Below are 22,991 nucleotides of genomic sequence, written 5' to 3' on the forward strand. Positions count from 1 at the left end.
ACTGGCACCATGACCCACCTGCACATCAGCGCTCCCCACCTCGACGACCTGGATGACCTGCTGGCCTTCGAAGGGGAAAACCGAGCGTTCTTCGAAGCCTCGATCAACGCCCGGCCTGCCACCTACTACTCCCGCGAAGGGGTCGCCGAAGCCATAAACCAGGCGTGCGAGGATGCCGAGGCAGACCGCGGCTATCAGTTCCTGATCCGCGACAACGCAGTGCTGGTGGGGCGCGTCAACCTGCACCGGGTGCAGCGCCCCTACTTCAATTGCGCGGAACTGGGCTACCGGGTCGGCGCCCGCTTCAACGGCCGCGGCATTGCCCGCACTGCGGTGCAGCAGGTGCTGCTGCGCGCCTTCGGCGAACTGCAACTGAGCCGCATCGAAGCCAATGCGCGGCCGCAGAACACCGGTTCGGTGCGGGTGCTGGAAGCCTGCGGCTTCTCTTGCTACGGCCATTCGCGGCGCAGCTTCCTGTTGCACGGCGAGTGGTTCGACCGCTTGCACTACGAGTGCCATGGGCCTGCGCCACGCTAGCAACCCGGGCGTGCGCCCCCAAGGCGCACGCCCACGCCCTCAGGCCGACAGCTGGTTGGCGAACTGGCCGACCGCGCTGACCACTTTCTGCGCACCGTCCTGAATCTCGACGATGACCGTGCCGGCCTCCGCTGCCAGGGTCAGGCCCTGTTCCGCCTGCTGCCGGCCCTCGGCCATCAGCTCCACCGCCGAGCGGGCCATGTCCTGGTTCTGGCGCACCACGCCGACGATCTCGTCGGTGGCATTGCTGGTGCGCGAGGCCAGTTGCCGGACCTCATCGGCGACCACCGCAAAACCCCGCCCCTGTTCACCGGCCCGGGCCGCTTCGATGGCCGCATTGAGGGCCAGCAGGTTGGTCTGTTCGGCAATCCCGCTGATGGTCTTGACGATGCTCGCTATCACCAGGGACTGCTCGTTCAGGGCTTCGATGCCGTCCCCGGCCTGCTGCATGCAGGTAGCCAGGTCACGCATCACGTCCAGGGTCTCGGTGACCACCGCCGAGCCGCGCTGGGCGCTGGTGTCGGTCTGTCGGGAGATGCTGTAGGCGATGTCCGCCGCCTCGGCCACCCGTTGCTCCTGGTTCACCTGATCGGTGATCAGGATGGCGAATTTCACCACCTTGTAGAGCTGGCCGCTGGCGTCCAGCACCGGGTTGTAGGAAGCGTCGAGCCACACCACCCGGCCCTGGCTGTCGATGCGCTTGAACCGCTGGGCGATGTATTCGCCGGCGTTCAACCGTGCCCAGAACTCCTGGTAGCCGGGCCCTTCGTATTCCTGCGGTTCACAGAATAGGCGGTGGTTCTGGCCCTGGACCTCATCCAGCCGGTAGCCCATGCAGGCGAGAAACCGCGAGTTGGCCGTCAGCACCCGGCCTTGCAGGTCGAACTCGATCACCGCCGAGGAGCGCAGCAGCGCCGCCATCAGGTTTTCATGCTCGCAGGCACTTTCCACCGAAGCGCTCTGGTCGGTGCAGATCAGGTTGTAATGATCGAGCCGCCCGGCGCCATCGCGGATCGGCTGCACGCAGACCTGCAGCCAGGCCTCGCGGCCGCCTCCGCGTTGCAGGCGCAATTGGCCGGTGTAGCTTTCGTTGCGCCCCAGGGCCGCCTTGAATTCGCGATACAACGGCACAGCCTGCGGGTGGCGCGAGATGATGCTCTCCAGGGCCACGCCGGCCAGTGGCTGGCCATCGAGTTCCAGGGCCTGGATGAAGTTCTGGTTGGCCCGGCGGATGGCCCCCTCGCCATCGAGTTCGAGATTGAGCACCTGGCTTTCCAGGCAGGCCTTGAATTGCTGCAGAGCGTTCAGCTCGTCGCTCAGGGTGGCAAGTTGCTGCTTCAAACGTTTGTTGAACATGGATACACCGACAGACTAGGAGTGGATACAACAACCCCTAGCCATCGGCGCAGTTTGGGCTTTCTCCAAGCCCCGCAGCGCTTTCCAGATACTTCCTACAAGCCTCTAGGAAATTTCTTGGTTTTTCTTGGGCGCAGCCGTCGCCCGGGGCCCTATCGGTCATGCCCGAGTGTCTCAGCGTGGGAAATGAATGGCGCCAAGGGCGCCGGGGCTGGCCGATGCCGCCCTGAAATCCACAGTGCCCCGTGACGGGAGCACTGTGCTGGGGAGCAATCAGGAGGACAGTTGGTTGGCGAACTGGCCGACCGCGCTGACCACCTTCTGCGCGCCGTCCTGGATCTCGACGATCACGGTGCCGGCTTCCGCCGCCAGGGCCAGCCCCTGCTCGGCCTGCAGCTTGCCTTCGGCCATCAGTTCCACGGCTTCGCGGGCCATGTCCTGGTTCTGGCGCACCACGCCGACGATTTCCTCGGTGGCCTTGCTGGTGCGCGAGGCCAGTTGCCGGACTTCATCGGCCACCACGGCGAAACCACGTCCCTGCTCACCGGCCCGGGCCGCCTCGATGGCCGCGTTGAGTGCCAGCAGGTTGGTCTGTTCGGCAATCCCGCTGATGGTCTTGACGATGCTGCCGATCACCAGGGATTGCTCGTTGAGGGCGCCAATGCCTTCGCCGGCCTCCTGCATGTGCTTGGCCAGATCGCGCATCACGTTCACCGCCTCGGTAACCACCGTGGTGCCGCGCTGGGCGCTGTTGTCGGTCTGCAACGAGGTGTTGTAGGCAATGCTCGCCGCCTCGGCCACGGCCAGTTCCTGGTTTACCTGGTCGGTGATCACGGTGGCGAACTTCACCACTTTGTAGAGTTTGTTGTTGGCGTCCATGACCGGGTTGTAGGAAGCCTCCAGCCAGACCACCCGGCCATGAGCGTCGATGCGCTTGAAGCGCTCGGCGATGAACTCACCGGCGTTCAGGCGTTTCCAGAAGGCCTGGTAGGCCTGGCTGTTGTACTCCTCCGGCTCGCAGAAGATGCGGTGATGCTTGCCCTGAATCTGCGCCAGGCTGTAGCCCATGCTGGAAAGGAAGCGGTCATTGGCCGTCAGCACGTTGCCGTTGAGGTCGAACTCGATCAGCGCGGTAGAACGCATCAGCGCGCCAATCAGGTTCTCGTGCTCCCGAGAGGCCTCGATGGTGCGGGTCAGGTCACTGGAGAAGATCGCGAAATACTTGATCCGCCCCTCGGAGTCGCGAACCGGCTGGGAGATGGAACGCAGCCAGGCTTCCTGGCCATTGCCGCGCAGCAGCCGCACCGCCCCGGCAAAGTGTTCGCCCCGGGTCAGGGTCGCCTTGAACCGCAGGTGAAACTCATCATGCTTGACGTGTTCCGGGACGATGTCCTCCAGGGCCCGGCCCACCAGATCGCCAGTCTTGTAGAGCATTTCCTGGGCGAAATTGTGATTGACCGACTGAATCCGTCCATCGGCGCTCAGGTTGATGACGAGCATCTCGCTTTCAAGGCTCTCCTTCACTTGCTGAAGGCTCGAAAGTTCTTCGCGTAGAGTCGACAACTCCTGCTTCAAGCGTTTATTGAACATGAGGATGTACCGGGGGGGGCTGAAAAAGTGGACTGCTTTGGGCCTAACATCGGCCCTGAAAGATTTTTCTTAATAGCCATTAAGGCTTGTCTGACAAAAATAATTCCGCAGCCAGCAAGGCCGCGGAATTCGGGCCCGCAGCCGGGGATTTCGCGCAACCAAGGAGCGCGTATAGTCGGCGACGGGAAATTCCAGGGCGATCGACGGAGTTGGACTATGGATGCATCACGCAAGGCACTTTTCCAGCAGGCCGCAGCACAGGTCGGACACAGTTTCGAAGGCGAGATGCGCATTGGCGGCAATTACGTGCCGGCGGTGCGCAATGGCGATGAGGTGTATGTCAGCGGGCAGATCCCGCGTATCGACAATACCGTGATGGTGGTTGGCCGGGTCGGTGCCGAAACCTCCCTGGAGCAGGCCCGGCACGGGGCGCAGATCTGCACCCTGCGGGCCCTGGCGATCCTCGAGCAGATGCTCGGCGACCTGCAGCGGATCAAGCGCATCCTGCGGATCAACGTCTATGTACAGAGCGCGGCGGACTTCACCCAGCAGAGCGAAGTGGCGGACGGCGCCTCCGCAGTCCTGTATTCGATCTTTGCCGACGCCGGCGTACACACCCGGACCTCGGTGGGGGTCTATCAATTGCCCAAGAATGCCTCGGTGGAAGTGGACATGATCGTCGCCCTGCACCCCGGCTCCGGCAACGACTGAGTGCAGCCACGCTGGCCGGGCCCACCCCTGCGGGCCCGGCACAGCAGCGCCGGCGGCCCATCAACTGCCGTTGTTGCGGCACTGGCCCATGACCTGGTACTCGATGGTCTTGAGCTGGCCGGCGGAATCCTCATACGTCATGCGCGAAGGCACCACCTCGCAGGACTTGATCGGCGGGGTCACGTTGACCACCTTGGCGACATCCAGCTTCATGCCGTAGCGGTACGCCTGCACCACCGGCGCCGGCTTGCCCTGGTTCGCCGCATAGCGCTCCATGGCCTTCTGGTTTTCCACCATGGCCCGGGCGAACGTACGGTCGCCTCCCCCTTCGGCCTGCGCCAGGGAAGCCAGGCTCAACAGCAGCGCGGCGAGACTCAGGTTGATTGCTTTCATCACAGTTTCCTCGTCCAGTTGACGCCAGCGAGGATAAGCAACCGACCCTGTCAGGATGATCGCGGGCAGATTACTTATCTGTAATGGGCGCTGCCGACAGCCCGCCCTACCCGAGATAACCCCCGGCCCGCCGGGGTTTTGGCCCGGGCCCTGGACGGCTTTCTTGCACAATTGTAATGACCGGGTCACCCCGCCGTTATCTGCCGTTTGCAACTATCGACAGCGACTGGGCAGGCGTTGCGACGCCTGCCGGTCGAGCCCAATAAGAACGCCTCTGGCGATATAAAAGTTGATAGCTGCCAACCCTCAGGAGCGACCCCCATGCGTATCAATCCCCCCTTGTCCCTGTCCGTGCTCGCTGCGGTACTGGGGCTCAGCCCTATGGCGGCAGTGGCCGCCGAGGAACGGCCCGAAGGCTTTGTCGAAGGCAGCCGCCTCGACCTGCTGCTGCGCAACTTCTACTTCAACCGCGACGACCGCAAGGGCCAGTCCAGCCCCACCGGCAACGGCTATTCCGAAGCCTGGGCCCAGGGCCTGATCGGCCAGTTCGAATCCGGCTTCACCCAGGGCACGGTGGGCTTTGGCCTCGATGCCTTTGCCATGTACGGCCTCAAGCTCGACTCTGGCACCGGCCGCAGCGGCGGCGGTGGCTCCTTCGGCATGCTGCCGCTGAACCACGACAACCGGCCCGCCGACAGCTACGGCAAGGCTGGGGGGGCGGTGAAAATGCGAGCCCTGGATACCGTGGTGAAAGTCGGCGATGTGTTTCCCAAGACCCCCGTGGTGCACTACGGCGACTCCCGCCTGCTGCCGGAAAGCTTTCGCGGGGTGACCCTGGAGAACACCAGCATCGACGGCCTCAACCTGCAGGGCGGCCGCCTGCATGCCATGAGCCAGCCCGACAGCAGTGGCATGCGCGATGGCTTCGCCACCTTCTACGCCGGCAAGGTGGACTCGCCCTGGGTCGGCTACTTCGGCGGCGACTACCGGCTCAACTCCAATCTCAACTTCAGCCTCTACAGCAGCCGCCTGAAGGACGCCTGGGACCAGTACTACTTCGGCGTCGCGGGCAACTACCCGCTGTCCGACCAACTGAGCCTGTTCAGCGGCTTCAACTATTACAAGGCCGTCGATGAGGGCAAGAAGCTCCTGGGCGAGCTCGACAACAACATCTGGAGCGCCAAGGTCGGCGCCACCTACGGCGCCCACACCCTGGCCCTGTCGCATCAGCGCAACAACGGTAACGACGACTTCGACTACCTGCGCCAGTCGGACTCGATCTTCCTCGACAACTCGATCCAGTACAGCGACTTCAACTCGCCCAAGGAACGCTCGTGGATGGTCCGCTACGACCTCGACATGCAGCCCCTGGGCATTCCCGGCCTGTCGTTCATGACCCGCTACGCCCGCGGCAGCGGCGCCGACTACAGCCACGCCAACTCGGTGTACATGCGCCGCGATGCGGCAGGTGACCCACTGACCGACCAGCGCCGCTGGGAGCGGGATATCGAAGCCAAGTACGTGTTCCAGGGCGGCAGCCTCAAGGATCTGTCCCTGCGCATCCGCCAGGCGACCATCCGTTCCAGCCAGTTCGAATCCGACCTGGAAGAGTTTCGCCTGATCGTCGAGTACCCCCTGGCCCTGCTCTAGAGAGCGGCTCCGGGCAGGCGCCAGGCCTGCCCGGTGTTAAAACTTCTTCACAGACTCATGCCTTTCAGAACTGTAATATCGGCCTCACCTTCTCGTTAGGTTGGCCTTCATATACTCCCGGACACACTGGCAGCCACCGTGTTTTTCACGGCCGCCCAACGTGTCAGGAGAAGCTCATGCGCCCAACCCAACTGTTATTGATCGGCCTACTGGCCACAACCAGCTCCGCCACCTGGGCCGCTGATGGCAGCGAACGCCCACAGCAGGTCCGCGAAGCTTTCCTGGCCAGCCAGGAACAGATCCACGGCGACGCCAACCAGGAAACAGCCGCCACCGGCAGCACCGGCAAAGCCCCTCGCGATGCTTCTGCGCCTACCACGGCCGAAGAAGACATCTGACAGCGATTGCCTACCGAGCACATTCATCTCTTGAAGCGTTTTTTCTGATGCTCCTTTGGAAAGAGATGAATTTTTAGCGCCCCCTTGGGGCGCTTTTTTTTGCCCGAAAATTGCCGCAGGACTGACACCTGTAGCCGCTGCCTGCGGCAGCGGCTACAAGAAGCGGCGCGCGATCAGTCTTCTTCCCTGCGATGCGCCCATTGGTACAGGGCAGGCAGCACCAGCAAGGTGAGGATGGTGGAGGACAGGATGCCGCCAATCACTACCGTGGCCAGGGGCCGTTGCACTTCGGCGCCGGTGCCGGTGGCCAGGGCCATGGGGATGAAGCCCAGGGAGGCCACCAGGGCGGTCATCAGTACCGGGCGCAGTCGGGTCAGGGCGCCTTCATGAATCGCCAGGGACAACGAGCGCCCTTCCTCTCGCAGGTTGCGGATAAAGGCAATCATCACCAGGCCGTTGAGCACGGCGACCCCGGACAAGGCAATGAAGCCCACCCCCGCCGAGATCGACAGCGGTATGTCCCGCAGCCACAGGGCCATGATCCCGCCGGTCAGGGCGAAGGGAATCCCGGTGAACACCAGCAGGCCATCCTTGAGGTTGTTGAACATCATGAACAACAACCCGAACACCAACAGCAGCGCCACCGGCACCACCACTTGCAGGCGCTGGGACGCTTCCTGCAATTGCTCGAACTGGCCGCCCCAGGTGGTCCAGTACCCCGCCGGGACTTTGACCTTCTCGCCGATCAACGCCGTGGCTTCCTCGACGAAGGAACCGATATCGCGCCCGCGCACGTTGGCGCTGACGATCACCAGGCGCTTGCCGTTCTCGCGGCTGACCTGATTGGGGCCCAGCACCAGATCGAGGCTGGCCACTTCCGACAGGGCGATGAAGCCGATCTGCCCGTTGGCCGTGCCCGCCGTCGCCGGTATGGGAATCAGCAGCCGGGACAGGCCGTCAATATCGGTGCGCAGTTGATCGGACAGGCGCACCACCATATCGAAGCGCCGGTCGCCTTCGTACAGGGTGCCGGCCTGGCGCCCGCCCACCGCAACGGCGATGGTGTCTTGCACGTCCCCCACGTTGAGGCCGAAACGCGCGGCTTTGTCGCGGTCGATATTGATGGTCAGCACCGGCAGCCCCGAGGTCTGCTCGACCTTGACTTCCGAGGCGCCAGGCAAGCTCTGCAATGCCGTGGCAATTTGCGTAGCGGTCTTGTTCAGCACCGCCATGTCATCGCCAAACACCTTCACCGCAACATCGCTGCGCACCCCGGAAATCAGCTCGTTGAAGCGCAGCTGGATCGGCTGCGACAGCTCGTAGGCGCTGCCCGGCACCAGGGCACTGGCACGCTGGATATCAGCGATCAGCGCCTCCCGCGACTTGTTCGGGTCCGGCCACTGGGCCTTGGGCTTGAGCATCAGGTAGCTGTCGGAAATATTCGGCGGCATCGGGTCCGAGGCGATCTCCGCGGTGCCGGTGCGGGCGAACACCCGCTCGATCTCCGGCACTTGCGCCAGCAGGGTTTTCTCCAGGCGCTGCTGCATGTCCACCGACTGAGTGAGGCTGGTGCCGGGCACCCGCAGGGCCTGCTGGGCAAAGTCGCCTTCGCTGAGGCTGGGGATGAATTCACTGCCCATGCGGCTGGCCAGCAGCGCACTGCCAGCGAGGATCAAGCCGGCCAGGGCGAAGGTCAGGCCACGCCGGGCCATCACCCAGTCCAGCACCGGGGCGTAGCCGCGCTTGGCGCTGCGCATCAGCAGGTTTTCCTCTTCCTTGACCTTGCCGGTGACGAACAGCGCGATGGCTGCCGGAACGAAGGTCACCGAGAGAATCATCGCCCCCAGCAACGCCATGACCACAGTGAAGGCCATGGGGTGGAACATTTTCCCGGCCACCCCGGTAAGGGCAAAGATCGGCAGGTACACCACCATGATGATCAACTGGCCGAAGATCAGCGCGCGCCGGGCTTCCTTGGCCGCGGCAAAGACTTCATGCAGGCGTTCGGAGCGGGTCAGCATGCGCCCGTGGTGCTGCTGGGCATGGGCCAGGCGGCGGATGGCGTTCTCGACGATGACCACCGCGCCGTCGACGATAATGCCGAAGTCCAGGGCACCGAGGCTCATCAGGTTGGCGCTGACCTTGTTGCTGAACATGCCGGTGAAGGTGAACAGCATGGACAGCGGGATCACCAGGGCGGTGATCAGCGCCGCGCGGATATTGCCCAGGAACAGGAACAGAATCACGATCACCAGCAGCGCGCCCTCGAAGAGGTTCTTCTTCACCGTGGCGATGGCCTTTTCCACCAGGTTGGTGCGGTCGTACACCGTGACCGCCACCACGCCTTCGGGCAGCGAGCGGTTGATCTCCTCAAGTTTCTTCGCCACCGCCTGGGACACGGTACGGCTGTTCTCGCCGATCAGCATGAACACGGTGCCCAGCACCACTTCCCGGCCATTCTCGGTGGCCGCGCCGGTGCGCAACTCGCGGCCGATCTGCACGTCGGCCACGTTGCGCACGCGGATCGGCGTGCCGTCGCTGCTGCTGATGACGATGTTGGCGATGTCCTCGATGGACGCCAGTTGCCCCGGCGCGCGGATCAGCAACTGCTCGCCGCTGCGCTCGATGTAGCCGGCGCCGACGTTGGCGTTGTTGCGCTCCAGGGCCGTCACCAGGTCGCTCAGGGTCAGCTTGTAGGCCGCCAGGCGCTTGGGGTCCGGGGCAATCTGGTACTCCTTGGCAAAGCCGCCGATGGTGTTGATCTCGGCCACGCCCTGCACGTTGCGCAGTTGCGGCTTGATGATCCAGTCCTGGATCACCCGCAGGTCGGTGGGGGTGTAGGGCGTGCCGTCCTCCTTGCGGGCGCCCTCCTCGGCCTCCACGGTCCACAGGAAGATCTCCCCGAGCCCGGTGGAAATCGGCCCCATCACCGCCTCCACACCGTCGGGCAATTGCTCGCGAGCCACTTGCAGGCGCTCGTTGACCAGTTGGCGGGCGAAGAACAGGTCGGTGCCGTCCTTGAAGATCACGGTTACCTGGGACAACCCCGAGCGCGACAGCGACCGGCTCTGCTGCAACCCCGGCAGGCCGGCCATGGCCGTCTCGATGGGAAAGGTGATGCGCTGTTCGGTTTCCAGGGGTGAGAACCCCGGCGCCGCGGAGTTGATCTGCACCTGGACGTTGGTGATGTCCGGCACCGCGTCGATCGGCAGCTTCTGGTAGCTGGCGATGCCGACGCCGGCCATCAGCAGCACCGCCAGCAGGACGATGATGCGCTGCTCGATGGCGAATTGAATGATGCGTTCAAACATGGGAAGTCACTCTCTGATGAGGCCGATCAATGGCCGTGGTCGGCCGCGCCCTTGCCCAGTTCGGACTTGAGGGTAAAGCTGCCGCGGGCGGCTACCTGGGCCCCGGCTTCGAGGCCCTCGCGGATCTCGACAAAACCGTCCTGGCTGGCCCCGGTGACCACAGGCGTGGCCTGGAACCCCTCGGCCACGCGGACGAACACCGAGGGCCGGTCTTCCACGGTCTGGATCGCCGTCTGCGGCACGCTGACCGGTGCGTCGAAGGCTTCGGTGGCCACCTGTACCGAGACGAACAGCCCCGGGCGCCAGGCGTCATTGGGGTTGGCCAGGGTCACCCGCACCGTGGCGGTGCGGGTCTGTTCCCCCAGCAGGCTGCCGACGTAGGCCACCTGGCCCTGGACCTGGGTCCCCAGCTCACTGGAGCTGACCTGCACCGGCTGGCCGACCCGGACCTTGTCCAGGTCCTTGGGAAACACGCCGAAGGTGGCCCAGACCCGGGACAGGTCCGAGAGGGTGAACGCGGCGCTGGTTTCGCCCACCACTTCGCCCACGCTCAGGTGTTTTTCCACCACCACACCGTCGAACGGCGCGCGCATTTCATAGCGATTGCCACCCACCAACTGGGCGCTGCCGCTCAGGGCATTCATCTTCTGCCGGGCATTGTTGAGGGCGATTTCCGCCTCTTGCAGGGCCTGGCGTGCCAGCAGGTAATCCTGCTCAGCGGAGATCTGGTCGACCCACAACTGGCGCTCGCGCTGGAAGGTGGTACGGGCCAGTTCCACCCGCCGCCCGGCGGCGGCCAGCTCGCTGCGCTGATCGGAGATCTGCTGGCTGGCGATCACCGCCAGCAGTTCGCCGCGCTTGACCGCCTGGCCGAGGTTGACCTGTACCGACTCCACCACACCGGCGGCCCGGGGCACGATGTGCGAGGTACGGTCCTCGTCGAAGCGGATCTCTCCCGGCAGGCTGAGTACCCGGTTGAGGCGCCGCGGACCGGCTGCGGCCAGCTCGATGCCGGCGGCCTGGATCTGTTCCGGGCTGAGTTCCAGATGGCCCTCGGGCTCCTGGGCGCCGTGCCCGGCCTCCTCGGCCTGGGGCACCGTTGCCGGGCTGGCGAACAGGCCCGGCAGCAGCAAGGCCGCCAGCCCGAGGCCGACCACTGCCGTGCTGGCCAGAACAAGGCTGCGTTTTTTATCCATGGGGACTCCTGAATCGATCGAGGGTCGGTAGCGCCAGGCGCTGCCTTACGGGGTAGAGGGAAACAGCCATTGACCAATGGCCCGATGCAGCTCATGCACGCACCAATGCGCGGGTGGGTCTTCGGGGGCTGTCGGGGGTGCGCCACTGCAGTCGCTCACCAGCAACGCGGCAAGGCACGCCAGGCCCATCAGCCAGGGTTTCACCAACGGCTGAGGTCGCCGTAGATGCGCTCGATCCGTACCCAGGCATCGGTGGTTTGCGCCACCGCGGCGAGGTACTGGGTACGCGCGCCGATCAGGGTGCGTTGAGCATCGAGAACGTCGAGAAAGCTGAACTTGCCCATCTCGAAGCCCTGGGTGGCGCTGTCCACCGCACGCTGGGCGGCGGGCAGGATGGTCTGGTTGAAGGACTGCACCTCGCCCCGGGCGGTGTTCCACTGTTCCAGGGCCTGGCGGGTTTCGGTACGCAAGCGCAATTCGGTGGCGTTGCGCAGGTCCCGGGCCTGGTCGGCGCGGCGGGCGGCGGACAGCACGTTGCCCTGGTTGCGATTGAACAGCGGCAAAGGCATCGACAGCCCTACCAGGTTGACCCGCTCCCGGGCGCTGGCGTCGTACTGGCTGCCCACGCTGACGTCCAGGTCGGGAATGCGCTGGGCCTTCTCCAGCCCCAGGGACGCCTCGCGCTGCACCACTTCCTGCTCCGCCAGGCGCAGTTCGGTGGTTTCCGGCAGGCGGCCAAGCAACTGTGCCGGAGCCGGCAGCGCCGCCAGTGCCAGGGGCTGCTCCTGCACCCCGGCAAAGTCGCTGGTGGCCGCGCCAGTGACCATGGCCAGGCGTCGGTAGGCATTGTCCTGCTCCATCTGCCCCCGGTTCAGTTCCAGGCGCACCTCGGCCAGTTGCACCTGGGCCCGGGTGGCTTCCACCGGCGAGGCCTTGCCGGCGTTGACCCGGCCCTGGGCTACCGCCACGCCCCGTTCGGCCAGGGCCAGGGAGCGCCCGGCCAGTTGGGTGCGTTCCTGGGCCCGCAGCGCCGTGTAATAGGCATCCAGAACATCCGCACGCAACTGGTTGCGACGCCGCTCCAGCTCCAGGGCCGCCAGTTCCTGACCGCGACTGGCCACGTCGATCCGTGCTCCGCGCTTGCCCCCCAGCTCCAGGGCCTGGCTGAGCTTGACCGAAGTGGTGCGCGAATCCCGGCGGGTGTCCTCGGCGTCCACCGACAGCACCGGGTTGGGGATGAGCCCGGCCTGCTGGCGGGCGCCCTGGGCGATGTCGATCTCCCAGCGTGCGGCGGCCAGTTCAGGGTTGTTGGCAAAGGCTCGGGCCAGGGCGCTGTCCAGGCTCAACAGCGGTTGCTCAACGGCGCTTGCAGATTGGCTCGCCAGGGCCAGCAACAGGGTCAGGACGCAGGTGCGTGCTGCCCGGGCAGATATTCTCGGGAAAGTCGGCATAACAAGTTCCGGCCCCTATGGAGGCAAAGTGTCTGCGAAGTTGCAGCGCACCATATCGACGCTTATCCACAGGAGTTCCGGCCGATATGAAACTGCAGCAGTTCGCCCATTGACAGGGAGAGTTTCAAGTTCGGCCAACTGTAACTTTCAGTGCTTATCAGCAGGGTGGCGCAAAGATTACAAATCCGTTAGCAAAGGCTCTGGCTCAAGGTTCTGTATTAACATCCGGCTATTCGAAGTGAACATCAAGAGCACTTTTCAAGTGCCAGCAAGCGAACTTTAAAGAACACGAATACGGCACGGGGCCGCACAACTTTCGAGCATTGGCCCGCTGATTATTCGCGTCTTTTCGTTACTGTCCCCCACCTGCCGAGAACCTCATTTTCATGCGTATTCTGGTCATCGAAGACGAACCCAAGACCGCTGACTACCTGCATCAGGGGCTGACTGAAAGTGGCTACGTGGTGGATTGCGCCAACAACGGCGCGGACGGCCTGCACCTGACTCGCCAGCATGCGTACGACCTGGTGATCCTCGACATCAACCTGCCGCACATCGACGGCTGGGGCGTGCTCGGGCAGATCCGCCAGGACAGCAGCACCCGGGTGATGATGCTCACCGCCCAGGGCCGGCTGGCGGACAAGATCCGTGGCCTGGACCTGGGCGCCGACGATTACCTGGTCAAGCCGTTCCAGTTTCCGGAATTGCTGGCCCGGGTCCGCACCCTGATGCGCCGCAGCGAACAGGCGCCGGTGCCGGATGTGCTGCGGGTCGCCGACCTGGAGCTGGACCAGGGCCGGCACCGGGCCTTTCGCGGCAAGCAGCGCATCGACCTGACCACCAAGGAGTTCGCCCTGCTGCACCTGCTGATGCGCCAGAGCGGCGTGGTGCTGTCGCGGACCCAGATCATTTCCTTTGTCTGGGACATGAATTTCGACTGTGACACCAATGTGGTGGAAGTCTCGATCCGCCGCCTGCGGGCCAAGATCGACGACCCTTTCGAACGCAAGCTGATCCACACCCTGCGCGGTGTGGGTTATGTCCTTGAAGAACGCGACTGAGGCACGGCCGTGTTCGCCGGCAAGCCGGCTCCTGCACAAGACGCAAGCGCGGCTCCCTCAATGTTCATGCACCTGCTCATGAAACCCTGCCTGCTCCACCTGCAAGGTGACGTGGGCAATGTCGAAGCGCTCCTGTAGCAGCTCGGTGACCTCGGCCAGGATCGCCTGTTCATCCCGCCCTTGCAGGTGCGCCACCAGATGCGCGCTAAGCACGTTCTTGCCGCTGGTCAGGGCCCAGATATGCAGGTCGTGCACGTCGCTGATCCCCGGCACCTGGCGTATGGCCTGCTCCACCTGGTCGATGTCGACCCCGTCCGGCACCCCTTGCAGCAGCACGTTCATGCTCTCCTTGAGCAGGGTCCAGGTCCGTGGCAACACCCACAGGCCGATGGCCGCGGCTACCAGGGAATCGACCCAGCCCCAACCGGTGAACATGATCACCAGCGCGGCGATGATCACCCCCAGTGAACCGAGCATGTCGCTCCATACCTCCAGGTATGCACCCTTGACGTTGAGGCTCTGGCTGCTGCCGGAGGCCAGCAGGCCCATGGAGATCAGGTTGACGATCAGCCCCAGCACCGCGATCACCAGCATTCCCGTGGACTGGATCTCGGCCGGTGCCTGCAGGCGTTGCCAGGCCTCGAACAGAATGTAGAACGCCACCACGAACAGCAGCAGGGCGTTGAACGCCGCGGCGAGGATCTCGAAGCGCGCATAACCGAAAGTACGCTTGCGGTCAGCCGGGCGCTTGGCGACCTGGATCGCCACCAGGGAGATGGCCAGCGCCAGGGTATCGGTGAGCATGTGCGCGGCATCCGACAGCAGCGCCAGGCTGCCGGTGACAAAGGCCCCGATGACCTCGGCGAGCATGAAGCTGCCGGTCAGCCCCAGGGCCATCCACAACTTGCGTTCATGCCCGGCCCGTACCTGGCCGTGACTGTGTCCTGCGCCCATGAAAGATCCTCGTTTGGCTGGTAAAGCGTGGCTCTGATGATAGTTCGATTGGCCAGGTGCCCAGGGCTGGATAAGCGAATTGTCATCTGCCGGTTATCCGCCGGTTATCCAGGGCAGGCCCATAGTTAGCCGGCTAACGAATGCACCAAAAGTGCGCATAAGCCCTCTGCGGCGGGCGCCTCGGGTATGCTCCCAAAAAAGTGAAACAAAACGTAACAGATAAAAATAGCCGATTGAGGAGTCCCGCCTTGGATGTATCGACTGCCGCCTGGATGGTCCACGACACCCGCCTGATCATCTGCTGCCTGGTGGCCATCGCCAGCATCATTGTGCTGATCAGCGCCACCAAACTGCCGCCGTTCCTGTCGATCCTGATCGGCACCTTCATTGCCGGGGTGGGCGCAGGCCTGCCACCGGAGGAAGTGGCCAAGGCCTTCAGCAAGGGCGCCGGGGCGATTCTCGGCGAGGCCGGGATCATCATTGCCCTGGGCTCGATGCTCGGCGCATTGATGGCCGAGTCCGGCGCCGCCGACCGCATCGCCTCGACCTTGCTGGGCCTGGGCAAGGGCAAGTCGCTGCCCTGGGTCATGGCCCTGGTGGCGATGGTCATCGGCCTGCCGCTGTTCTTCGAAGTGGGGCTGGTGATGATGGTGCCGATCATTTTCGTCATGGCCCGCCGCTCGGGCCTGCCGCTGCTGAAAATCGCCATTCCGGCCCTGGCCGGGATGACCACCCTGCACGCGCTGATGCCCCCGCACCCGGGCCCGCTGATTGCCGTCAGCGCCCTGCACGCCGACCTCGGCCTGACCATGCTGCTGGGCTTGTGCCTGGCCGTGCCGGCGGTGATCCTGGCCGGCCCGCTGTATGGCAACTGGTTGTCCAAGCGCCTGCAGGTCAGCGAACCGGCGGAGCTCGGCGCGCTGTTCAGTGCTGCGCCCAAGGCCCCGCGCCAGCCGGGCTTCGGCGTGTCGCTGCTGATCATTGTGCTGCCGGTGCTGCTGATGCTCGGCAGCACCCTGGCCAAGGTCGCCATGAGCCCGGAGAACACCCTGGCCCTGACCCTGAAGTTTCTCGGCGAACCCCTGATCGCCCTGGGCCTGGCGGTGATCGCCGCGGTGATCTGCCTGGGCTGGGCCAACGGCATGGCCCGGGACCAGGTCGGCAACACCCTGCGCAAAAGCCTGGCACCGATTGCCGTGCTGCTGCTGACCATTGGCGCCGGCGGCGGGCTCAAACAGACGCTGCTGGATGCCGGGGTCAGCCAGACCATCAGCAAGGTGGCCGAAGGCGCGCACCTGCCGTATATCCTCCTGGCGTGGCTGATCGCCGTGGCCCTGCGCCAGGCCACCGGCTCGGCTACCGTGGCCACCACCACGACCGCCGGCATCCTGGCGCCGATGATGGCCGGTCTGGCCGCCACCCAAAGCTCCCTGGTGGCGCTGGCCATCGGCGCCGGCTCGGTGTTCTTCTGCCACGTGAACGACGCCGGGTTCTGGATGGTGCGCGAGTATTTCGGCCTGCAACTCAAGCAGACACTCTGGGTCTGGTCGGTGCTGCAGACCATTGTTTCCGTGGTCGGGCTGGTGGGGACGCTGCTGCTCTGGCACTGGTTGCAATAACCGCTGGCCGTGGTGGGCAGGCCAGCCCTTCTGCATTGGGAACAGCGCTGTAGAATGCCCGCTTCATTCTCAGCGCAAGGGACCGACATGCCTTATCAGCCCTGGATCTTTGGCCTCGTCATCGCCGTAATTGCAGGCGCCGCTGGTTGGGCGCCTGCCCAGGCCGCAGCGCTGGATTGCGAGCACATCAGCGTCAGCGAACAGGTCGACCGCTGCGCCCAGCAGGACAAGGAGCGGGCCGACGCCGCACTCAACCAGAGCTATCAGGCGCTGCTGGTCCGGGTGCACAACCTGTACCCCAGCAGCCTGCTGCAAGAACAGGAATACCTCGGCAAATTGAAGAACGCCCAACGCGCCTGGATCAAATACCGCGACAGCACCTGCGTGCTGGAGGCCTTCGAAGTGGAACCGGGCAAGCCGGCCCATGTGACCCTGATCAACCTCTGCGTGACCCGCCTGAGCACCGAACGCACCCGCTATCTGGAACAACTGCTGCCCGAATGACAGCAGGCCCGGGGGCCTCTTCGCCGGCAAGCCGGAGCACCTGCAGGAGCGGGCTTGCCCGCGAAAGCGGCCTCAGGAGCCCGCTCGCGGCCAGAACGGTCGATGCCCCGAGCCATGCAGCAGCCCGCAGATCAGGCTGACGAGCCAGGCAAAGCCCAGCATGCCAACACACGAGTCGCCCTGGCGCAGGCGCTGCTGGCACTCTGCGGCGCTGGAACACAGGGCGCTGCACCCGGGTTGATCGTCGCGGCGACAACTGAGCAGGTACCCCCGCAGGTGGCTGAGAACCAGGGTCTGCCCCGGCAGTTGAGCGAGTGGCAGCTGGAGCCGGGTCAGTTCGCGGTTCAGGCGCAAGCGTTGGCGCTCCCCGGTGTCGAGTTCCTCCACCAGCAGCGCCCCGGCCTCCACTGCGATCACCCGGGAGCGCAAGCTGTCGGGGCTGGCGCCCTCCAGGCCGTAGTCCAGTTGAGTGCAGGTCCAGGCCTGGATCAGGGCAAACACCAACCCCAGCACGAAGCTCATCAGCGCCACTTGTAACAGTGGCGCCAAGGCGGAGAAATTTCGCAAGGAACACAGCGTCGAACGAATCAAGACAGCTCCCGGAAACCCAAGCGCAGGCCGCGCGTTCCGGGAGATTAGCGGGAAAAAACCGGGGGCTGAAAGCCCTTTTTCAGCCCGGTTTCACGCGGGATCAAGAGGCGTTTTGGTGAAGGCTCTAGCTCGCCGCCTCGCTGAATCACAGCAGGCCGAAGAAAAGTCCTAGCGTTGGTCAGCCATGCAGCTTTCTCTCGCTGCCGCAGGCCCTTCCTCACCCACACGGCCGCCGAAGTAAGCGGCGCTGACGACCCCCACCGCTCCCATCACTGCGCAGTAGATCACGCAGATCCAGGGGCTCCAGGGCATCAGTGCGATCAGCAGCAACGGCGTGGTACTGGCCCAGAGGGCATAGGCGATGTTGTAGGTGAAGGAGATCCCCGACACGCGAATCCGCGCCGGAAACAGGCCCACCATCACCGACGGCACCGCCCCCACCACGCCGCAGCCCAAGCCGGCGATGGCATAGGCCAGGCCGATCCAGGCGCCGCCGCTGATCAGGCAGCCATAGAGCACGGCGATGCCCAGTGGCAGCAGCAGGCTATAGAGCATCACCGTGCGCCAGGCACCGAGGCGGTCGACGATCAGCCCCGCCAGCACGCAACCAATGTTGAGAAAGACAATCCCTAGGCTGCTCAGGGCAAAAGTGTGGCTGGCGCTCATGCCGAAGTTTTTTTGCATCATGGTCGGGGTGATGACCACGAACACCACCACCGCCGAGGTCAGCACGCAGGTGAGGATCAGCGCCGGCAGGATCGCCAGCCGGTGTTCCCGCAACACGGTGCGCAGGGGCAGTTCGGCGGCGGCATCGCGCTGGTGCTGCAGCGCCACGAACACCGGGGTTTCGCTCAACCAGCGGCGCAGCCAGACGCCGATCACGCCGAACACGCCGCCCAGCAGGAAGGGATAGCGCCAGGCGTGGTCGAGGATTTCCTCGGGGCTGAAGACCCGCGCCAGCAGGGTCGCGGTCAGGGCGCCCAGCAGGTAGCCGAAGGTCAGCCCGGCCTGGAGAAAGCCCAGGGCATAACCGCGATGGGCCCGCGGCGCGTGCTCGGCGACGAACACCCAGGCGCTGGGCACTTCGCCGCCCACGGCGGCACCTTGCAGCACCCGCAGCGCCAGCAGCAGCAAGGGCGCGAAATAACCGATCTGGGCATAGGTCGGCATGATGCCGATCAGCAGGCAGGGCAGCGCCATCATCAGGATGCTCAGGCTGAAGACCTTCTTGCGCCCCAGGCGGTCGGCGAAATGGGCCATGAGGATGCCGCCCAGGGGCCGGGCCAGGTAGCCGGTGACGAAGATTCCGAAGCTCTGCAGTAGGCGCAACCACTCGGGCATTTCCGGGGGAAAGAACAGCTGGCTCAGGGTCAGGGCGAAAAATACGAAGATGATGAAGTCGTAGATTTCCAGGGCACCGCCCAGGGCGGCCAGGCCCAGGGTCTTGTAGTCGGAGCGGGAAAAGCGCGCCGGCGACGACTCAGTGGAAGGGGTCATAAAGCAACTCGATGGCAGCACAAAGCAAAGGCGCTCATGGTCTACGCAAAAGATCCGGGGAACAACCCGTTCCCGGCCCTGGGTTGGTTTTCCGGGGTTTTCTGTACCTTGAACGGCCGCGCGCCAGGCCAATAATCGGGCACTTTCCCACCCAAGCAGAATCAGGAAAGTCGTCATGAGCAGCCATACCCGCACCCAGCGCCTGAGCGTCCCGCAACTGGTGGCCATGAAAGGCCGGCAGAAGATCGTTTCCCTCACCGCCTATACCAGCCACATGGCGCGGCTGATGGACCCCTTCGTGGATTTCATCCTGATCGGTGATTCCACCGCCATGGTCGGTTACGGGCGCACCTCGACCCTGGACATGAGCCTGGCGGAAATCATCGCCCACACCCGCGCGGTGGTGGCCGGCAGCCGCCTGGCCTGCGTGATTGCCGACATGCCCTTCGGCAGCTACCAGGAATCCCCGCAACAGGCCTACCGCAATTGCGCCGAGGTGATGGCCCGCACCGGTTGCGCCGCCCTCAAGCTGGAGGGCGGCCGGGCCCTGGCGCCCACCGTGGAGTTCCTGGTGCAGCGGGGCATTCCGGTGATGGCGCATATCGGCCTGATGCCGCAGTTCGTCAACCAGATGGGCGGGTTCAAGGCCCAGGGGCTCGACAGCGAGGCGGCCCGCAAGATCGAGGAAGATGCCCGGGCCCACCTTGAGGCCGGCGCCTTCAGCCTGTTGCTGGAAGGGGTTGCGGAGCCCCTGGCGCGGCGCATCAGCGACTTCTCGCCGATGCCGACCATTGGCATCGGCGCCTCCCCGGCCTGCGACGGCCAGGTACTGGTGACCGAAGACCTGCTGGGGCTGGGCGGGCCCCAGGTGCCGCGTTTCGTCAAGCAATACGCCGATGCCGGCGCCCTGATCAGCCAGGCCTGCGAACGCTTCGCCGCAGAGGTTCGGGAGCAGGCCTTTCCGCAGTTGCAGCATTGTTATGGGGTGGTTCAGGAGGCCTGACTCACCGCCCGCGCCAACAGCCCGAGGGCGCCCTGGATATCCTTGCTCCAGTCCAGGGTGAAGCTCAGGCGCAGGTGCTGCTGCCACAAGCCCTGCTGGCTGAAGATCGCCCCCGGGGCGATGACGATGCCGTCGGCCAGCAGGCGCTCGTAGACCCGGGTCATCGGCACCGGGCGCCTGGCTTCGACCCACAAGGTCGCGCCGCCGGCGGCAAGCGGCGCATGCAACAGCCCGCCGGCCTGCTCGTCCAGCAGTTGCTGCAACTGCTTCATCCGCTGTTGCAGCATGCCCCGCAGTTTCAGCACGTGCTGGTCTACGCGACCGGAACTCAAGAGCCGGGCCACGGCCTTCTGGCGGATCGGCGACAGGCGAAAGCGCCGCTCCAGGCACTGGCGCTGCAAGGCCGGGCCCAGGCTGCGGCTCAGCACGTAGCTCAAGGGCGCCTCGGCGCCGATGGCCTTGTCCAGGCTGGCGAACACCAGCAGGCGCTCGGGGTCGGCGAAATCCCGATAGCGAGCAGCGCCGGGCACGAAGCTGAATGCTCCGTAGCTGTCGTTCTCCAGCAGCCAGATCCCCCGCTCGGCAAACCAGCGGCACAGCTGCTGCTTGTCGGCGGCGGGCATCAGGCTGCCGTGGGGGATGTTCACCGTCGAGGAGAACACCGCCAGGCGCACCGGCTCGCGCTGAAGCAGCGCTTGCACCTGCTGCAGATCGAAGCGCCCGCCGGCATCCAGGGGCAGCTCGATAATCCGCAGGCGCGCCGCCCGCAACTGGCGCAGGATCGCCCAGGAACACGGGGACTCCACCAGCACCACGCCGCCGTCCAGGTCCAGCGCCCGCAACGCCAACTCCACCACGCTGTGCAGATCGGCCCCCAGGAACACCTGGTCGGCCTGCCAGTAGTCGCGGCTGGAGCAGGTGTAGCGCCGGGCCAGTTCGCTGCGCAGCTCCTGCTCGCCCAGGGGCTGGTACAGCGGTGCCTGGTTGCGCGGGTACTGGCGGGCCAGTTCGCGCTCGGTCATCAGCAAGGGTTGCTCCAGCGACAGCAGCATCGCCGGCGCATCGCTGCACAGCGCCAGGCGCCCCGGCAGGCGGGCCTGGGCATAGAGGTTGTCGAGCAGATCCTCACCGGCCTCGGGCACGGTCGCGGCGGCCAGGGCCCGGGTGAAATAGCCCTGGCGCGGCCGCGAACAGATGCGCCCCTCGTCTTCCAGCAGGGCGTAGGCGTACTTGATGGTGGACAGGGAAACCTTCAGCCGCTGTGCCAGTTCGCGCAATGACGGCAGGCGTTGCTCCTGATCGCTGGCGGCGTTGTCGATCCACTGCAACAGGTAGCGGTAGACCGCCTGATAGGCGAAAGACGGGTGGCGCTGCACCGCTTCAGTTGCCTTTGGCCATGGCGATCGCCGCCTGGATCGCCGCGCGGGCCTGGGGGCTGTTCTTCCAGCAACTGGAACCCACCAGAGCCGCAGCCTGGGTGACGATGTGCAGGGCATCGGCGGCGGCCAGCTGGGCCAGGGAAGTGATGCCCAGTTGTTCCAGGCGAGCGACCACGGTAGAACCGACACCCTTGACCTTGAGCAGTGCGGCGCGTTCTTCGGGGGAAAATGACATGGGCGTTGAGATCCTTTGCAGTCCGTGGCAATTGCCGCATTCTTGCACAGTTCTCGGCCGCCTCTGCCTGGGGCGGCCGACCTCCTTATAAACATAAGAAATCCGAGGTACTCACGTGGCCGCTGATATTCAAGATAGCCGCTCCGCCCGCTTTGCCCTGCGCTGCTCGAACTGGGCCGAACGCTGGTTTCCCGACTCCTGGGTGTTCGCCGCGCTGGCGGTGATCATCGTTGCCCTGGCCACGCTGGCCATGGGCGCCAAGCCCACCGATGCCGCCATGGCGTTTGGCGACGGCTTCTGGAGCCTGATCCCCTTCACCATGCAGATGGCCTTCGTGGTCATTGGCGGCTATGTGGTAGCCAGCTCGCCGCCGGCGGTGAAGCTGATCGACAAGCTGGCGCGCATTCCCAGGAACGGCCGCTCGGCGGTGGCCTGGGTGGCGCTGATTTCCATGGTCGCCTCCCTGCTCAACTGGGGCCTGTCCCTGGTGTTCGGTGGCCTGCTGGTGCGGGCCCTGGCCCGGCGTACCGAACTGCGCATGGACTACCGCGCCGCCGGCGCTGCCGCCTACCTGGGCCTGGGCGCGGTCTGGGCCCTGGGGCTGTCGTCTTCGGCGGCGCAGTTGCAGGCCAACCCCGGCAGCCTGCCACCGTCGATCCTGGCCATCACCGGGGTCATTCCCTTCTCCCAGACCATCTTTCTCTGGCAATCCGGCGTCCTGCTGCTGGCCCTGGTGGTGGTCTCGCTGATCGTCGCCTACGCCACGGCGCCCGGCCCCGGCAGCGCCCGGGATGCCCAGGCCTGCGGGGTCGACCCGAGCTTCAGCATGCCCAAGCCGCAACCCCGGACCCGCCCTGGCGAATGGCTGGAATACAGCCCGCTGCTGACCCTTCTCCTGGCGCTGCTGGCGGCCGGCTGGCTGTATCACGAGTTCGCCACCAAACCGGCGATCACCGCGATCTCCGGGCTCAACACCTACAACTTCCTGTTCCTGATGGCCGGCGCCCTGCTGCACTGGCGCCCGCGCAGTTTCCTCGATGCCGTGGCCCGGGCAGTACCCACCACCACCGGGGTGCTGATCCAGTTCCCGCTGTACGGTTCGATCGCCGCGCTGATGACCGTGGTCAAGGGCGTGGATGGCCAGACCCTGGCCCACCACATCTCGACCTTCTTCGTGCAGATCGCTTCCCACGACACCTACGCGCTGCTGATGGGGCTGTACTCGGCGGTGCTGGGTTTCTTCATTCCTTCGGGCGGCGGCAAGTGGATCATCGAGGCGCCCTACGTGATGCAGGTGGCCAATGACCTGCAGTACCACCTGGGCTGGGCGGTACAGATCTACAACGCCGCCGAGGCCCTGCCGAACCTGATCAACCCCTTCTACATGCTGCCGCTGCTGGGGGTGCTGGGCTTGAAGGCCCGGGACCTGATCGGCTTCTCCTTTGTCCAGTTGCTGGTGCATGCGCCCCTGGTGCTGGTGCTGCTCTGGGCCCTGGGGACCACCCTGTCCTACCTGCCGCCGGTCATTCCCTGACAGAGCCACAGGCCCGCTGCA

General features: G+C 65.1%; 20 protein-coding genes and 2 pseudogenes. 9 read left to right on the plus strand and 13 right to left on the minus strand.

Annotation, left to right across the window (positions count from 1 at the left end):
• Positions 1-9 precede the first annotated feature (9 nt).
• The gene (locus PFLCHA0_RS25840) at positions 10-537 is read left to right on the plus strand and encodes a GNAT family N-acetyltransferase (protein WP_015637021.1); all 528 of its coding nucleotides are present in this window, start codon (positions 10-12) and stop codon (positions 535-537) included.
• 39 nt (positions 538-576) lie between these two features.
• Here PFLCHA0_RS25840 and PFLCHA0_RS32455 read toward each other — a convergent pair whose 3' ends face one another.
• The 4 genes and pseudogenes from PFLCHA0_RS32455 to PFLCHA0_RS32470 form a co-directional block, all read right to left on the minus strand.
• A complete protein-coding gene (locus PFLCHA0_RS32455) occupies positions 577-1,122 on the minus strand; it encodes a methyl-accepting chemotaxis protein (RefSeq protein ID WP_370059450.1) in 546 nt (181 codons plus the stop codon).
• Positions 1,117-1,893: pseudogene (locus PFLCHA0_RS32460) on the minus strand (PAS domain-containing protein); the annotation flags it as partial. The gene PFLCHA0_RS32455 and the pseudogene PFLCHA0_RS32460, both read right to left, overlap by 6 nt.
• Before the next feature lie 273 nt (positions 1,894-2,166).
• Positions 2,167-2,727, minus strand: coding sequence for a methyl-accepting chemotaxis protein (locus PFLCHA0_RS32465; RefSeq protein ID WP_256656579.1), 561 nt, complete (start codon positions 2,725-2,727; stop codon positions 2,167-2,169).
• Positions 2,713-3,483: pseudogene (locus PFLCHA0_RS32470) on the minus strand (PAS domain-containing protein); the annotation flags it as partial. The gene PFLCHA0_RS32465 and the pseudogene PFLCHA0_RS32470, both read right to left, overlap by 15 nt.
• 216 nt (positions 3,484-3,699) lie before the next feature.
• On the opposite strand from PFLCHA0_RS32470, the gene PFLCHA0_RS25855 reads away from it, so the two are divergent.
• On the plus strand, positions 3,700-4,194 hold the full coding sequence (locus PFLCHA0_RS25855; protein WP_011063456.1) for a RidA family protein: 495 nt from the start codon (positions 3,700-3,702) through the stop codon (positions 4,192-4,194).
• A 60-nt stretch (positions 4,195-4,254) separates the two neighbouring features.
• Here the strand turns inward: PFLCHA0_RS25855 and PFLCHA0_RS25860 are convergent, their stop codons facing one another.
• Positions 4,255-4,587, minus strand: a complete 333-nt coding sequence (locus PFLCHA0_RS25860; RefSeq protein WP_015637022.1) for a DUF2790 domain-containing protein — start codon at positions 4,585-4,587, stop codon at positions 4,255-4,257.
• A gap of 321 nt (positions 4,588-4,908) precedes the next feature.
• Here PFLCHA0_RS25860 and PFLCHA0_RS25865 point away from each other — a divergent pair, with 321 nt between their 5' ends.
• Positions 4,909-6,237 carry an OprD family porin gene (locus tag PFLCHA0_RS25865; protein ID WP_015637023.1) on the plus strand — a complete coding sequence of 443 codons (1,329 nt, stop codon included), beginning with the start codon at positions 4,909-4,911 and terminating at the stop codon, positions 6,235-6,237.
• A 176-nt stretch (positions 6,238-6,413) separates the two neighbouring features.
• Positions 6,414-6,635, plus strand: a complete 222-nt coding sequence (locus PFLCHA0_RS25870; protein WP_011063459.1) for a hypothetical protein — start codon at positions 6,414-6,416, stop codon at positions 6,633-6,635.
• A 173-nt stretch (positions 6,636-6,808) separates the two neighbouring features.
• Here PFLCHA0_RS25870 and PFLCHA0_RS25875 read toward each other — a convergent pair whose 3' ends face one another.
• From PFLCHA0_RS25875 to PFLCHA0_RS25885, 3 genes are all read right to left on the minus strand, one after another.
• Positions 6,809-9,946, minus strand: a complete 3,138-nt coding sequence (locus PFLCHA0_RS25875) for a CusA/CzcA family heavy metal efflux RND transporter (protein WP_041752572.1) — start codon at positions 9,944-9,946, stop codon at positions 6,809-6,811.
• A 26-nt stretch (positions 9,947-9,972) separates the two neighbouring features.
• Positions 9,973-11,142: an efflux RND transporter periplasmic adaptor subunit gene (locus tag PFLCHA0_RS25880; RefSeq protein ID WP_015637025.1), complete on the minus strand. Its 1,170-nt coding sequence runs from the start codon at positions 11,140-11,142 to the stop codon at positions 9,973-9,975.
• A gap of 200 nt (positions 11,143-11,342) precedes the next feature.
• On the minus strand, positions 11,343-12,593 hold the full coding sequence (locus tag PFLCHA0_RS25885) for a TolC family protein (protein WP_015637027.1): 1,251 nt from the start codon (positions 12,591-12,593) through the stop codon (positions 11,343-11,345).
• A 386-nt stretch (positions 12,594-12,979) separates the two neighbouring features.
• Here PFLCHA0_RS25885 and PFLCHA0_RS25890 point away from each other — a divergent pair, with 386 nt between their 5' ends.
• Positions 12,980-13,654, plus strand: coding sequence for a heavy metal response regulator transcription factor (locus tag PFLCHA0_RS25890; protein ID WP_011063463.1), 675 nt, complete (start codon positions 12,980-12,982; stop codon positions 13,652-13,654).
• Positions 13,655-13,711: 57 nt separating this feature from the next.
• Here PFLCHA0_RS25890 and PFLCHA0_RS25895 read toward each other — a convergent pair whose 3' ends face one another.
• On the minus strand, positions 13,712-14,608 hold the full coding sequence (locus PFLCHA0_RS25895) for a cation diffusion facilitator family transporter (RefSeq protein WP_015637028.1): 897 nt from the start codon (positions 14,606-14,608) through the stop codon (positions 13,712-13,714).
• 248 nt (positions 14,609-14,856) lie between these two features.
• On the opposite strand from PFLCHA0_RS25895, the gene PFLCHA0_RS25900 reads away from it, so the two are divergent.
• Both PFLCHA0_RS25900 and PFLCHA0_RS25905 read left to right on the plus strand, forming a co-directional pair.
• Positions 14,857-16,227 carry a GntT/GntP/DsdX family permease gene (locus PFLCHA0_RS25900; RefSeq protein ID WP_011063465.1) on the plus strand — a complete coding sequence of 457 codons (1,371 nt, stop codon included), beginning with the start codon at positions 14,857-14,859 and terminating at the stop codon, positions 16,225-16,227.
• Between the two features lie 87 nt (positions 16,228-16,314).
• Complete coding sequence (locus tag PFLCHA0_RS25905; RefSeq protein WP_015637031.1) at positions 16,315-16,731, plus strand: lysozyme inhibitor LprI family protein; 417 nt, start codon at positions 16,315-16,317, stop codon at positions 16,729-16,731.
• A 72-nt stretch (positions 16,732-16,803) separates the two neighbouring features.
• Here PFLCHA0_RS25905 and PFLCHA0_RS25910 read toward each other — a convergent pair whose 3' ends face one another.
• Positions 16,804-17,322, minus strand: coding sequence for a hypothetical protein (locus PFLCHA0_RS25910; RefSeq protein WP_015637032.1), 519 nt, complete (start codon positions 17,320-17,322; stop codon positions 16,804-16,806).
• Positions 17,323-17,490: 168 nt separating this feature from the next.
• Complete coding sequence (locus tag PFLCHA0_RS25915; protein WP_041752574.1) at positions 17,491-18,819, minus strand: MFS transporter; 1,329 nt, start codon at positions 18,817-18,819, stop codon at positions 17,491-17,493.
• Between the two features lie 175 nt (positions 18,820-18,994).
• On the opposite strand from PFLCHA0_RS25915, the gene panB reads away from it, so the two are divergent.
• Positions 18,995-19,822 (plus strand): 3-methyl-2-oxobutanoate hydroxymethyltransferase, encoded by an 828-nt coding sequence (panB, locus tag PFLCHA0_RS25920; protein WP_011063469.1) that lies wholly within the window; start codon positions 18,995-18,997, stop codon positions 19,820-19,822.
• Here the strand turns inward: panB and PFLCHA0_RS25925 are convergent.
• Together PFLCHA0_RS25925 and PFLCHA0_RS25930 are read right to left on the minus strand one after the other, a co-directional pair.
• On the minus strand, positions 19,810-21,198 hold the full coding sequence (locus PFLCHA0_RS25925) for an aminotransferase-like domain-containing protein (protein WP_041752577.1): 1,389 nt from the start codon (positions 21,196-21,198) through the stop codon (positions 19,810-19,812). The two genes, panB and PFLCHA0_RS25925, sit on opposite strands and share 13 nt — an antisense overlap.
• Before the next feature lie 4 nt (positions 21,199-21,202).
• Positions 21,203-21,436 (minus strand): hypothetical protein, encoded by a 234-nt coding sequence (locus PFLCHA0_RS25930; protein ID WP_041752579.1) that lies wholly within the window; start codon positions 21,434-21,436, stop codon positions 21,203-21,205.
• A 115-nt stretch (positions 21,437-21,551) separates the two neighbouring features.
• On the opposite strand from PFLCHA0_RS25930, the gene PFLCHA0_RS25935 reads away from it, so the two are divergent.
• Positions 21,552-22,970 (plus strand): short-chain fatty acid transporter, encoded by a 1,419-nt coding sequence (locus PFLCHA0_RS25935; RefSeq protein WP_015637035.1) that lies wholly within the window; start codon positions 21,552-21,554, stop codon positions 22,968-22,970.
• Positions 22,971-22,991: the final 21 nt, after the last annotated feature.

Source organism: Pseudomonas protegens CHA0, assembly GCF_000397205.1.
Classification (GTDB): domain Bacteria; phylum Pseudomonadota; class Gammaproteobacteria; order Pseudomonadales; family Pseudomonadaceae; genus Aquipseudomonas; species Aquipseudomonas protegens.

Bases quoted from the DNA above. Each gene is read 5' to 3' on its own strand.
- panB (WP_011063469.1), top strand. From the start codon at position 18,995: ATGAGCAGCCATACCCGCACCCAGCGCCTGAGCGTCCCGCAACTGGTG.
- PFLCHA0_RS25890 (WP_011063463.1), top strand. From the start codon at position 12,980: ATGCGTATTCTGGTCATCGAAGACGAACCCAAGACCGCTGACTACCTG.
- PFLCHA0_RS25840 (WP_015637021.1), top strand. From the start codon at position 10: ATGACCCACCTGCACATCAGCGCTCCCCACCTCGACGACCTGGATGAC.
- PFLCHA0_RS25885 (WP_015637027.1), bottom strand. From the start codon at position 12,593: ATGCCGACTTTCCCGAGAATATCTGCCCGGGCAGCACGCACCTGCGTC.
- PFLCHA0_RS25880 (WP_015637025.1), bottom strand. From the start codon at position 11,142: ATGGATAAAAAACGCAGCCTTGTTCTGGCCAGCACGGCAGTGGTCGGC.
- PFLCHA0_RS25875 (WP_041752572.1), bottom strand. From the start codon at position 9,946: ATGTTTGAACGCATCATTCAATTCGCCATCGAGCAGCGCATCATCGTC.
- PFLCHA0_RS25860 (WP_015637022.1), bottom strand. From the start codon at position 4,587: ATGAAAGCAATCAACCTGAGTCTCGCCGCGCTGCTGTTGAGCCTGGCT.
- PFLCHA0_RS25865 (WP_015637023.1), top strand. From the start codon at position 4,909: ATGCGTATCAATCCCCCCTTGTCCCTGTCCGTGCTCGCTGCGGTACTG.
- PFLCHA0_RS25930 (WP_041752579.1), bottom strand. From the start codon at position 21,436: ATGTCATTTTCCCCCGAAGAACGCGCCGCACTGCTCAAGGTCAAGGGT.
- PFLCHA0_RS25855 (WP_011063456.1), top strand. From the start codon at position 3,700: ATGGATGCATCACGCAAGGCACTTTTCCAGCAGGCCGCAGCACAGGTC.
- PFLCHA0_RS25905 (WP_015637031.1), top strand. From the start codon at position 16,315: ATGCCTTATCAGCCCTGGATCTTTGGCCTCGTCATCGCCGTAATTGCA.
- PFLCHA0_RS25915 (WP_041752574.1), bottom strand. From the start codon at position 18,819: ATGACCCCTTCCACTGAGTCGTCGCCGGCGCGCTTTTCCCGCTCCGAC.
- PFLCHA0_RS25895 (WP_015637028.1), bottom strand. From the start codon at position 14,608: ATGGGCGCAGGACACAGTCACGGCCAGGTACGGGCCGGGCATGAACGC.
- PFLCHA0_RS25870 (WP_011063459.1), top strand. From the start codon at position 6,414: ATGCGCCCAACCCAACTGTTATTGATCGGCCTACTGGCCACAACCAGC.